General features: G+C 64.0%; 9 protein-coding genes. 5 read left to right on the top strand and 4 right to left on the bottom strand.

Going from position 1 to position 11,336, the window contains the following annotated elements; all coding sequences use genetic code 11:
* Positions 1–106 precede the first annotated feature (106 nt).
* From mdtD to yccS, 4 genes are all read left to right on the top strand, one after another.
* Positions 107–1,534 (top strand): multidrug transporter subunit MdtD, encoded by a 1,428-nt coding sequence (mdtD, locus tag GIB19_RS01165; RefSeq protein ID WP_274882955.1) that lies wholly within the window; start codon positions 107–109, stop codon positions 1,532–1,534.
* A gap of 112 nt (positions 1,535–1,646) precedes the next feature.
* Entirely contained in the window at positions 1,647–2,984 is a 1,338-nt protein-coding gene (dbpA, locus tag GIB19_RS01160; protein ID WP_238348789.1) for an ATP-dependent RNA helicase DbpA, read from the top strand.
* A 136-nt stretch (positions 2,985–3,120) separates the two neighbouring features.
* The gene (locus tag GIB19_RS01155) at positions 3,121–4,302 is read left to right on the top strand and encodes an NAD(P)/FAD-dependent oxidoreductase (protein WP_274882954.1); all 1,182 of its coding nucleotides are present in this window, start codon (positions 3,121–3,123) and stop codon (positions 4,300–4,302) included.
* An 82-nt stretch (positions 4,303–4,384) separates the two neighbouring features.
* Positions 4,385–6,568 carry a YccS family putative transporter gene (gene yccS, locus GIB19_RS01150; protein ID WP_027592471.1) on the top strand — a complete coding sequence of 728 codons (2,184 nt, stop codon included), beginning with the start codon at positions 4,385–4,387 and terminating at the stop codon, positions 6,566–6,568.
* A 114-nt stretch (positions 6,569–6,682) separates the two neighbouring features.
* Here the strand turns inward: yccS and GIB19_RS01145 are convergent, their stop codons facing one another.
* Positions 6,683–7,420, bottom strand: coding sequence for a substrate-binding periplasmic protein (locus GIB19_RS01145; protein WP_274882949.1), 738 nt, complete (start codon positions 7,418–7,420; stop codon positions 6,683–6,685).
* 220 nt (positions 7,421–7,640) lie between these two features.
* Between GIB19_RS01145 and GIB19_RS01140 the strand changes: the two genes are divergently transcribed.
* Positions 7,641–8,093, top strand: coding sequence for a GNAT family N-acetyltransferase (locus GIB19_RS01140; RefSeq protein WP_027592469.1), 453 nt, complete (start codon positions 7,641–7,643; stop codon positions 8,091–8,093).
* Between the two features lie 194 nt (positions 8,094–8,287).
* On the opposite strand, the gene GIB19_RS01135 is transcribed toward GIB19_RS01140, so the two are convergent.
* Genes GIB19_RS01135 through GIB19_RS01125 form a run of 3 tightly spaced genes read right to left on the bottom strand, consistent with a single transcriptional unit; the run spans position 8,288 to position 11,266 of the window.
* The gene (locus GIB19_RS01135) at positions 8,288–8,584 is read right to left on the bottom strand and encodes a winged helix-turn-helix domain-containing protein (RefSeq protein WP_003249396.1); all 297 of its coding nucleotides are present in this window, start codon (positions 8,582–8,584) and stop codon (positions 8,288–8,290) included.
* A 12-nt stretch (positions 8,585–8,596) separates the two neighbouring features.
* On the bottom strand, positions 8,597–9,097 hold the full coding sequence (locus GIB19_RS01130) for a M48 metallopeptidase family protein (RefSeq protein WP_027592468.1): 501 nt from the start codon (positions 9,095–9,097) through the stop codon (positions 8,597–8,599).
* Positions 9,098–9,136: 39 nt separating this feature from the next.
* Positions 9,137–11,266: a putative bifunctional diguanylate cyclase/phosphodiesterase gene (locus tag GIB19_RS01125; protein ID WP_265970337.1), complete on the bottom strand. Its 2,130-nt coding sequence runs from the start codon at positions 11,264–11,266 to the stop codon at positions 9,137–9,139.
* Positions 11,267–11,336: the final 70 nt, after the last annotated feature.

Below are 11,336 nucleotides of genomic sequence, written 5' to 3'. Positions count from 1 at the left end.
GGGCAAGCCCGCTCCCACAGCGATGTCACCCCATTCGAGGGCAGTGGAGATCCTGTGGGAGCGGGCTTGCCCCGCGAAGAGGCCGGCACAGACAAAAGAGGACGTCATGCCTGATCGTGCACCGCTGGACCCCGTCACCGCCCGCTGGATCCCCTGGGTCGTGGCCATCGCTTTCTTCATGCAGTCCCTGGACGGCACCATTCTCAACACCGCGCTGCCGGCCATGGCCCGCTCGCTGGAAGAGGACCCGCTGCGCATGCAAGGCGTGATCATCGCCTACATGCTCACCGTGGCCTTGCTGATTCCCGCCTCCGGCTGGATCGCCGACCGCTTTGGCACCAAACGCATCTTCTTCAGCGCAATCCTGTTGTTCAGCTTCGGCTCGCTGTTGTGCGCCGCCGCCAACAGCCTGGGCTTTCTGATCCTGGCACGCGTCGTTCAAGGCCTGGGCGGTGCGCTGATGCTGCCGGTCGGGCGGCTGGTGGTGCTGCGCGCCTACCCCCGCACCGAGCTGGTGCGGATCATGAGCTTCATCACCATCCCCGGCCTGCTCGGCCCCCTGCTCGGCCCAACGGTCGGTGGCTGGCTGGTGGAAATCCTCAGCTGGCACTGGATCTTCCTGCTCAACCTGCCGGTCGGTGCCATCGGCTGTTATGCCGTGTGGAAGTTCATCCCTGACCTGCGCGGCGCCGAGCGCACCAGCTTCGATGGCCCGGGCTTCCTCTTGTTCGGCGCGGCGATGGTGCTGATCACCATCGCCATGGAAGGCTTGGGCGAGTTGCACTTGCCGCACTTGCGGGTGATGTTGCTGCTGTTCGCTGGCATGGCCTGCCTGGCCGCCTACTGGCTACGGGCCGGGCGCGATCCCGAGCCGTTGTTCTCGCCCAGCCTGTTCCGCGTGCGCACCTTTGCCATCGGCATCCTCGGCAACCTGTTCGCGCGCCTGGGCAGCGGCGCCCTGCCCTTCCTCGTGCCCTTGCTGTTGCAGGTGGCACTGGGCTATTCACCAGCCCAGGCAGGCATGAGCATGATCCCGCTGGCTGCAGCGGCGATGCTGGCCAAGTCCATCGCCCGGCCGCTGATCGAGCGCTTCGGCTACCGCATCATCCTCACCGGCAATACCCTGCTGCTGGGCCTGCTGCTGGCCAGCCTCGGCCTGGTCGACGAGCAGACGCCCTACGCCGTGCTGCTGATACAGCTGGGCCTGCTCGGCGCCGTGAACTCCATGCAGTTCACGGCCATGAACACGGTAACCCTGATCGACCTCGACGATGCCAGCGCCAGCAGCGGCAACAGCCTGCTGTCGGTGGTCGCGCAACTGGCGCTGAGCCTGGGTGTGGCCTGCGCCGGGGCATTGCTGGGCGGCTTCACGGCAGCGGGCAGTGCCGAAGGGGTGGAAAGCACCTTGGGCGCCTTCCAGCTGACCTTCGTGACCATCGGCATCATGGCCATGCTGGCCGCAGCGATCTTCCTGCAACTGGCGCCGACAGACGGAAGGCGTGCCCGTCGTCCGGAACAACACATGGAGTCGTAGGGCGAATGGCCATGAGGCTGGTAGACTGTGCGGCATTTTTCGCTTCGCCACACAGGCCCGCCTCGTGACCACCGAATCCACCGCCTTTGCCACCCTGCCGCTGTCCGCCGCCATGCTGGCCAACCTGGACGCCCTCGGCTATGCCTCGATGACGCCGATCCAGGCCCAGAGCCTGCCGGTCATCCTCAAGGGCCAGGACCTGATCGCCCAGGCCAAGACCGGCAGCGGCAAGACCGCTGCGTTCGGCATCGGCCTGCTGAACCCGATCAACCCGCGCTACTTCGGTTGCCAGGCGCTGGTCCTGTGCCCGACCCGCGAACTCGCCGACCAGGTCGCCAAAGAGTTGCGCCGGCTGGCCCGCGCCGAAGACAACATCAAGATCCTGACCCTCTGCGGCGGCGTTTCGCTCGGCCCGCAGATCGCGTCGCTGGAGCACGGTGCGCACATCATCGTCGGCACCCCGGGGCGCATCCAGCAGCACCTGGACAAAGGCACCCTGGTACTCGACGGGCTCAATACGCTGATCCTCGACGAAGCTGACCGCATGCTCGACATGGGCTTCTTCGATGCCATCGCCAGCATCATCGGCAAGACCCCAGCCCGCCGCCAGACCCTGCTGTTCTCGGCCACCTACCCGTCCGGCATCAAGCAGCTTGCCGCAGACTTCATGCGCAACCCGCAGCAGGTCAAGGTCGAAAGCCTGCACACTGACAACCAGATCGAACAACGCTTCATCGAAATCGACGCGCAACAGCGCCTCGAAGCGGTGACCCGCGTGCTCGGCCACTATCGCCCGCAATCGTGCGTGGCGTTCTGCTTCACCAAGCAGCAGTGCGAAGACGTGGTCGCCCACCTGACGGCCAAAGGCATCGTCGCCCAGGCCCTGCACGGTGACCTCGAACAGCGCGACCGCGACCAAGTGCTGGCCATGTTCGCCAACCGCAGCAGCTCGGTGCTGGTGGCGACCGACGTGGCCGCGCGCGGCCTGGACATCGACGGCCTGGACATGGTGCTCAACGTCGAGCTGGCGCGTGACGCCGAGATCCACGTGCACCGTGTCGGCCGTACCGGCCGTGCCGGCGAGAAGGGCGTTGCGGTCAGCCTGGTGGCCCCGGCCGAAGGCCACCGCGCCCAGGCCATCGAAGCGCTGCAGAAGAGCCCGCTGCGCTGGGACCAGCTGGACAGCCTGAAAAATAAAGGTGGCGAGCCGCTGCTGCCGGTGATGAGCACCTTGTGCATCGCTGCCGGGCGCAAGGACAAACTGCGCCCGGGTGACATCCTCGGCGCATTGACCGGCGATGCCGGCATCCCGGGCAAGCAGGTGGGCAAGATCGCCATCTTCGATTTCCAGGCCTTCGTGGCAGTGGAACGGGCACTGGCCAAGCAGGCGATGCAGCGCCTGAACAGCGGCAAGATCAAGGGCCGCGCCCTGAAAGTCCGCATCATTTAAAAAACTTTTGGGGCCGCTTTGCGGCCCTTTCGCGACACAAGGCCGCTCCTACACGGGTTACGCGATCCCCTGTAGGAGCGGCCTTGTGTCGCGAAAGGGCTGCAAGGCAGCCCCAGCAATCTTCAAGAGGTAACCCGTGCACACCACCGACGTGATCATCCTCGGCGCCGGCGCCGCCGGCCTGATGTGCGCCCAGCTCAGCGCCCGCCGTGGCCGCCGGGTACTGCTGCTCGACCACGCCAACAAGCCAGGCAAGAAAATCTTGATGTCCGGCGGCGGGCGCTGCAACTTCACCAACATGTACACCGAGCCTGCCAACTTCCTTTCGCACAACGCGCACTTCTGCAAGTCGGCGCTGGCCCGCTACACCCAGTGGGACTTCATCGAGCTGGTGGCCAAGCATGGCGTGCCGTATCACGAGAAGAAGCTCGGGCAGCTGTTCTGCGACAACAAGGCCAGCGACATCCTCAACATGCTCCTGGCCGAGTGCGACGAGGCCGGTGCCGAGTTGCGCATGGACACCAGCATCTCGCACATCGAGAAAACCGAAAGCGGCTACCTGCTGCAAACCAGTGCCGGGCAGTTCGCCTGCCAGTCACTGGTGATCGCCACCGGCGGCCTGTCGATCCCGACCCTGGGTGCTACCGGTTTCGGCTACCAGGTGGCGCGCCAGTTCGGCCACACCCTGCTGCCGACCCGCGCCGGGCTGGTGCCTTTCACCATCACCGAGCCCCAACTCAAGGCACTGTGCACTGAACTGTCGGGCACCTCGCTGGACTGCACGGCCAGCTGCAACGGCACCAGCTTCCGCGAGAACCTGCTGTTTACCCACCGCGGCCTGAGCGGCCCGGCGATTCTGCAGATCTCCTCGTTCTGGGAGGCCGGCGACACGGTGGAGATCAACCTGCTGCCGGACCGCGATGCACTGACCTGGCTGCAACAGCAGCAGGCCGAGCGCGCCAACGCAGAACTGAAGACGGTGCTTGGCGAGGTGTTCACCCGCAAGCTGGCCAACCTGTTGGCCGAGCAGTGGTTCGAATCGAAGCCGATGAAGCAGTACACCCCGGCAGAACTGGCCCAGATCGCCGAAAAACTGGCAGCCTGGCAGGTGGTACCGGCTGGCACCGAGGGCTATCGCACCGCCGAAGTGACGCTGGGCGGCGTGGACACCCGCGAGGTGTCGTCCAAGACCATGGAGTCGCTCAAAGCCCCGGGGCTGTACTTCATTGGCGAGGTGCTGGATGTCACCGGCCACCTGGGCGGTTTCAATTTCCAGTGGGCATGGGCATCGGCTAACGCTGCGGCGCAGTTCGTGTAGAGTAGAATCCATTCAGCAGCACGGAACGCTTCTTGCTGGTCCGTGCGGCATTGTATTCATTCGATCACAGCCCAAGGCCATCATGTCATCGAGCTCGTTCCGTCAGTCACTGCGTCGCCTGTGGGGCCAAGACAAGTTCAGCTACAGCATCAGGGTTACGGTCGCCCTTACCGGCAGCATGGCCTTGTGCTGGTACCAGGATGAAATGGCCCTGCTGATCCCCTTGTTCCTGGGCATCATCGCCAGCGCCCTGGCCGAAACCGACGACAGCTGGCAAGGCCGGCTCAGCGCGCTGGCGGTAACCCTGGTGTGTTTTGCCATCGCCGCGCTGTCGGTCGAGTTACTGTTCCCCTACCCCTGGATCTTCGCCGGCGCCCTGGCCCTGGCGGCCTTTGGCCTGACCATGCTCGGTGCACTGGGCGAGCGCTATGGTGCGATCGCTTCAGCCACGCTGATTCTGTCGGTGTACACCATGATCGGCGTGGACCAACGCGGCGGCCAGGTGAATGACTTCTGGCACGAGCCGATGCTGCTGGTGGCGGGCGCGGCCTGGTACGGCCTACTGTCGGTGCTGTGGCAAGCGTTGTTCTCCAATCAGCCGGTGCAGCAAAGCCTGGCCAAACTGTTTTTCGAGCTGGGGCGCTACCTCAAGCTCAAGGCCAACCTGTTCGAACCCATCCGCAACCTCGACCTGGAGGCGCGCCGCCTGGAGCTGGCCCAGCAGAATGGCAAGGTGGTCGCGGCGCTCAACGCTGCCAAGGAAATCATCCTGCACCGGGTCGGCAACAGCCAGCCAAATTCCAAGGTCAGCCGTTACCTGAAACTGTACTTTCTGGCCCAGGATATTCACGAGCGCGTCAGCGCCTCGCATTACCCGTACAACGCCCTGGCCGAAGCGTTCTTCCACAGCGACGTGATGTTCCGCTGCCAGCGCCTGCTGCGTCATCAAGGCTCCGCCTGCCAAGACCTGGCGCGCTCGATCCGCTTGCGCCAGCCGTTCGTGCTTGACAGCCGGTTTGCCGACACCCTGGAGGACCTCAACGCCTCTCTGGAGCACTTGCGCAATCAAAACAACCCCGCCTGGCGTAGCCTGCTGCGGTCGTTGCGGGCACTGGCGGCGAACCTTGCCACCCTCGACCGCCTGCTGGGCGCCGCCAGCAACCCGGACAGCCTGGCCGATGCCAGTGACAGCAGCTTGCTCGACCGTTCGCCACGCTCGCTGAAGGATGTCTTGAGCCGCCTGCGCACCCAGCTCACGCCGACCTCGCTGCTGTTCCGCCACGCCCTGCGCCTGTCGCTGGCACTGTCGATCGGCTACGGCATGGTGCATTTGATTCACCCGACCCAGGGCTACTGGATCATCCTCACCACGCTGTTCGTCTGCCAGCCCAACTATGGCGCAACCCGGCGCAAGCTGGTGCAGCGGGTGTTCGGCACGGCCATCGGCTTGACGGTCGGCTGGGCCCTGTTCGACCTGTTCCCCAGCCCGATCGTCCAGTCGATGTTCGCCGTGGTCGCCGGGGTGGTGTTCTTCGTCAACCGCACCACCCGGTACACCTTGGCAACCGCAGCGATCACCTTGATGGTGCTGTTCTGCTTCAACCAGATCGGCGACGGCTACGGCCTGTTCCTGCCGCGCCTGTTCGATACCCTGGTGGGCAGCCTGATCGCCATTCTGGCGGTGTTCCTGTTCCTGCCCGACTGGCAAGGCCGGCGCTTGAACAAGGCGCTGGCCAACACCTTGGCCTGCGCCAGCGTGTACCTGCGCCAGATCATGCAGCAGTATGCCCACGGCAAACGCGACGACCTCGCCTACCGCCTGGCCCGCCGCAATGCCCACAACGCCGATGCGGCGCTGTCGACCACGCTGGCCAACATGCTCATGGAACCGGGGCACTTCCGCAAGGAAGCGGACGTTGGCTTCCGTTTCCTGGTGTTGTCGCACACGCTGCTCAGCTACCTCTCCGGGCTTGGCGCGCACCGCGACACCGCCTTGCCGGCGGAGGTGCAGGAGCAGTTGATCGAGGGCGCGGGGCAAAGCCTGGCCAACAGCCTGGATGAAATCGCCAATGGCCTGGCGGCGCGGCTACCGGTGGCGATCCACAGTGATGCCGAAGAAGCGCTGGCCAACGACCTGGAGCAGATGCCGGAAGAGCTGGATGAGCACCAGCGGTTGGTGCAGACCCAGCTGGCACTGATTTGCAGGCAGTTGGGGCCATTGCGCACGTTGGCGGCGCACCTGGTCAAGGAAAGCGCGCCGGCCTAAATGTTATGTGGCCTGTGGCGGCCTCTTCGCGGGTGAACCCGCTCCCACAGGGGGTGTGTATCGCTTGTGTGGGAGCGGGTTTACCCGCGAAGAGGCCAGCACGGGTATTAGAGATCAAAAGCCATGCTGGCGTAACAAGCGCGCATAACTGCCATCAGCTTTCATCGCCGCAATCGCCTGCTCGAACCGTTCGACAATCTGCTGGTGTTGCGGGTGTTTCAGGCTGACCAGAATATGCAGGCTGTTCTGCGCCAGTGGCGGGTCGATCAGTTCCACACCCTCACGCACCGCCTGCGGCTCGCGCTGCAGGTTGTAACGGGCCACGTATTCATCTTCTACCGCCAGGTTCACCCGGCCTGCCGCCAACATGCGCACGGCTGACGAGAAGTTGCGCACAGGCACCTTGTGCAAGCGGGTGTCGCCGTCGAAATCGGGTGAGTAGGCATAGTCGCGCACCACGGCAATGCTGTACGGGTACAAATCGGCAGCATGCTGATAGTCAAACGCCTCACCCTTGCGCTTGAGCAAGCGGATGCGGTTAGTCAGGTAGGCGTCGGAAAACTGCCCGATGCGCGCACGCGCGTCGTTGCGCCAGGCATTGATCAGCACGTCGTAACGCCCTTCGCTGACGCCCATCAACGCCCGCGCCCAGGGCACTTCTTCGAACGCGCTGGTGTATCCGGCCCGGGCCAGCGCAGTGGTGACGATGCTGGTCGCCAAACCGCCGCCGGGCATGCTGGTGTCGGTAAACGGTGGCCAGTTGTCCGCCACAAGCCGCAGCTTGCCGTGACCCTGGGCGGGCGAGGCCAGCATCACTGCCAGCAACCCCAGAACACAAAGCAGTGGCCGCATGCTCAAGTCCTTTCGCAATGGAGGGCACACACTGTGTAGGCGGTCTTCACCACAACTGCCGCTGAGCGTACACAAAGCTGCAGCCGAAGGCAGCGGACAATAGTGTCATTTTGCCTCTATTTTGGCCGAAGGCTGCATGACACCGCCTGCAGCAATCAGCCACTCGTCGGTAGCCTTGGGATTTGCGATGATCGACGGATCATTCAAGGAGTTCCTGCCCATGTCCATCGACTGGCTTTGCAAGCACCACACTGATCTCGGCAAGGAGCAGCTCTATGCCATCCTGCAATTGCGCACTGAAGTGTTCGTGGTCGAGCAACGCTGCAGCTACCAGGAAGTCGATGGCCAGGACCTGACCGGCGACACCCTGCACCTGATGGCCTGGCAAGACGACAAGCTGGTGGCTTACCTGCGCCTGCTCGACCCGCAATCCCAAGGGGGCGATGTGGTCATCGGCCGCGTGGTCACGTCACCTGCGGCGCGCGGGCTCAAGCTGGGGCATGCGTTGCTGCTCAAAGGGCTGGAGGCGGCCGAGCATTGCTGGCCGGGTACGCCGGTGTACCTGTCGGCGCAGGCACACCTGCAAGGGTTTTATGCCGGGCATGGGTTTAAGGCGGTGGGTGAGGAATACCTTGAGGATGACATTGCGCATATCGGTATGCGTAAAGGCTGAGAAGGCCCAGGGCGCTGTGGGAGCGGGCTTGCCCCGCGAACACCGGCGAAGCCGGTGCCATGCACCGCGTAGCCCCATGCACCGCGTAGCCCCATTCGCGGGACAAGCCCGCTCCCACAATGACCATTGGTCTCTGCGCGGCAGCGCAACGCCAAGAAGCTGGGCAATCTCCCACAGGACGACTTTAGAGCAGGTCAGGGATACCCCAGCACTTCGCGGATCTGGCGCAAATGCCGAATGATCCACTGCTTGTCGATCGCGCCCCAGTCATGAATGCGGTAATGCCCGGCATGATTGCGCGCGCCTTCCTGCTGCTCGAACTCACAGACGATGTCCAGGTCGGCCAGGGCGGCGATGGTGTCCTGGGCCGTGCGGCGTGGCATGCCGGTGGCCTCCATCAGCGCCGGCACGCTGGTCGCGGTCTGGCTGTCGATCAGCCAGGCCACGTATAGGCGGCGGTAGAAGCTGCTCTTGGTCTTGCTCACTTCCATGCTGCGTGGTCCTTAACAGTTGCCCGGCAGCTCCCGATAGGTCAGGTAGACGCGCAGGTCGAATTCCAGTTGATGGTAGTCCGGCTCCATGTGCTGACAGAGCTGGTAAAACGCTTTGTTATGGTCGCGCTCACGCAGGTGCGCCAACTCGTGCACCACGATCATGCGCAAAAACTGCGGCGCGGCCTCCTTGAACAAAGCGGCGATGCGGATTTCCTTCTTCGCCTTGAGCTTGCCACCCTGCACCCGGGATACCGCCGTGTTCAGCCCCAACGCTCGGTGGGTCAGGTCCAGGCGGTTGTCGAACAGCACCTTGTCCAGGTTAGGCGCACTGCGCAGGTACTGCTGCCGCAACTCTTGGGCATAACCGTACAGCGCCTTGTCGCTCTGCACGTCATGGCGGTCCGGGTAACGGCGCTGCAGGTACTCGCCCAGGCGGTCGCTGTCGATCATCTGCCGCACCTGCTCTTGCAGGTGCGGCGGGTAGGCTTGCAGGTAACGTAATACGGTCATGGCAGTGCATTCGGCGTGACGAAGGGCGATTCTAGCCAATCATGGCCGAGGCCAGGAGAAAATCGCCGGGAAGCCGCTGGCATCCGCTGCGGTCATGGGGTGCGCTACCAGAAAACCCTGCACGTAGGCGCAACCGTTTGCCTTCAACCACGCAGCCTGGGCCGGGGTTTCCACGCCCTCGGCGATCACTGTGATGCGGTAGTCGGCGCACAGGCCCACCACGCTGCGTACCAGCGCGGCGTCCACGGCAGAGTCCGGCAGGCGTGCCACCAGGTGGCGGTCCAGCTTCAGGGTATCGATCGGCAAGTCCCGCAGCATGCGCAACGAGCAGTCACCTGCGCCAAAATCATCCAGCGCCACCCGCACCCCCAGCTCACGCAGGCGGTGTATCTGCTTCACCGCCGCGTCGATGTTGTACATCAGCGACGTCTCCGCCACCTCGACTTCAAGCTGCGCGGGATCAAGCTGGTAATCCAGGATCACCCGCTGCAGCTCCTCGACCAGGCCCGGCATGACGAACTGGGCACGGCTCAGGCTGATACCCAGCACCAGGTCGCGAGGGAAGCGATCGCACCAGGCCTGGCGCTGCGCTGCCCCCTGGCGGTAGATCCAGCTGGCCAGGCGGTTGATCAGCCGGGCCTCTTCCAGCAAAGGTATGAACAGCCCTGGCGGCACATCGCCAACGCTGGGGTGCTGCCAGCGCAACAACGCCTCGAAACCGCGCAAGTGGCCGTCGGCGAAGCCCACCTGGGGTTGATACACCAGGCTGAAGTCCTGCTGTTCGATTGCTGCCCGTACACCGTCTTCAAGCATCAGCCGCGAACGTGCGCGGCCATTGAGCTCGTGGTCATAGAAGCGGTATTGCTGGCGGCCAGCCTGCTTGGCCGCGTACATCGCCGCATCGGCTGCGCGCAGCAGGCCCTCGACGGTGGCACCGCAGTCGGGGTAGGTGGCGATACCAATGCTGACCCCAAGGCACACATCCAGCCCTTCTACCTGCTGGCTGATGGCGATGCGCTCGAGCAAGCGCTCGGCGTAACGCCCGGCCTGCTCGGGGTAAGGCAAGCTGTCGAACAACGCCGTGAACTCATCACCGCCCATTCGTGCCAGCAGCGCCTCGCTGCCCAGGCAGTCCTTGATCTGCTCGGCGACCCAGCGCAGCACGCGATCACCCGCTTCATGGCCCAACGAGTCGTTGATCCGCTTGAAGCCATCCAGGTCCATGTACATCAGCGCCTGCGCCTTGTCCGAGCGCTCGTTGCGCAGCAGCACGCCCTCGGCGGCCTGGTAGAAACCGCGGCGGTTGAGCAGGCCGGTCAGCGGATCGGTCACCGCCTGGTACTCGAGCTGTTGGTGCAGGTTGCGCACCACCGACATGTCCAGCACTGTCACCACCATTGCCTGCTGATCGGCCGGCAAGGGTGCACACGACAGCGCGACCGGTACCAGTTCGCCCCCCAGGGTGCGTAACTGGGCATCGTGCACGCGGAAGATCCGCCGCCCCAAGTAGGCCTGGTAGAAGTCCGACTCGCTCCACAGGTTGGCGTTGGCCATTTGCACCAGGTCAAGCAACTGGGCGCCCTGCAACTGCTCCACTGGCGCTGCCAGCAAGCGTGAAATGGCTGGGTTGGCGAAACTGATGGTGCCGGCGGCATCTACCACCAGAATCCCTTCGGCGGCGTTTTCCAGAATCGAAGCGTTGAACGCCCTGGCTGTTTCCAGCTCGCGGGTCAGTTGCTGCAACATGCGCCGGTTGCGTTGCTGATCGAGCAGGGCCTGGACCTTGGGCTTGAGAATCTGCGGGTCGAACGGCTTGAACATGTAGTCCACCGCGCCACTGGCGTACCCCTTCAGCACGGCGGCATCGGACTGTTCGTTAGCGGTAAGGAAGATGATCGGGGTCAGCCGCGTGCGCTGGCTGCCGCGCATCAGCCGGGCGACTTCGAAGCCGTCCATTTCTGGCATCTGTACATCCAGCAAGACCAGGTCGACGTCGTGTTCGAGCAAGGCACTCAGGGCTTCCACCCCCGAACTTGCGGTCAATACTTGCCAATCCTGCCGGGCCAGCAAGGCCCGCATACTGATGAGGTTCTCGGGGTAATCATCTACCACCAGTAGAACCGAGCTGCCACCATCCCGTGGCTGTGGTTGAAGGTGAGCGCCATCCATGCTGCTTCTCTATTGTGTGACCGACTTCAAATCACGATTGGATCCGATAAGTACTCTAGACCCGGGCCTG

Source organism: Pseudomonas sp. ITEM 17296 (assembly GCF_028895205.1).
GTDB classification, from domain to species: domain Bacteria; phylum Pseudomonadota; class Gammaproteobacteria; order Pseudomonadales; family Pseudomonadaceae; genus Aquipseudomonas; species Aquipseudomonas kermanshahensis.
Note: the sequence above shows the minus strand (reverse complement) of the source record. Positions and strands in the feature narration are given on the sequence as shown.

Coding starts and splice junctions, on each gene's coding strand:
- mdtD (WP_274882955.1), top strand. CDS start 107: ATGCCTGATCGTGCACCGCTGGACCCCGTCACCGCCCGCTGGATCCCC.
- dbpA (WP_238348789.1), top strand. CDS start 1,647: ATGCTGGCCAACCTGGACGCCCTCGGCTATGCCTCGATGACGCCGATC.
- yccS (WP_027592471.1), top strand. CDS start 4,385: ATGTCATCGAGCTCGTTCCGTCAGTCACTGCGTCGCCTGTGGGGCCAA.
- GIB19_RS01145 (WP_274882949.1), bottom strand. CDS start 7,420: ATGCGGCCACTGCTTTGTGTTCTGGGGTTGCTGGCAGTGATGCTGGCC.
- GIB19_RS01140 (WP_027592469.1), top strand. CDS start 7,641: ATGTCCATCGACTGGCTTTGCAAGCACCACACTGATCTCGGCAAGGAG.
- GIB19_RS01135 (WP_003249396.1), bottom strand. CDS start 8,584: ATGGAAGTGAGCAAGACCAAGAGCAGCTTCTACCGCCGCCTATACGTG.
- GIB19_RS01130 (WP_027592468.1), bottom strand. CDS start 9,097: ATGACCGTATTACGTTACCTGCAAGCCTACCCGCCGCACCTGCAAGAG.
- GIB19_RS01125 (WP_265970337.1), bottom strand. CDS start 11,266: ATGGATGGCGCTCACCTTCAACCACAGCCACGGGATGGTGGCAGCTCG.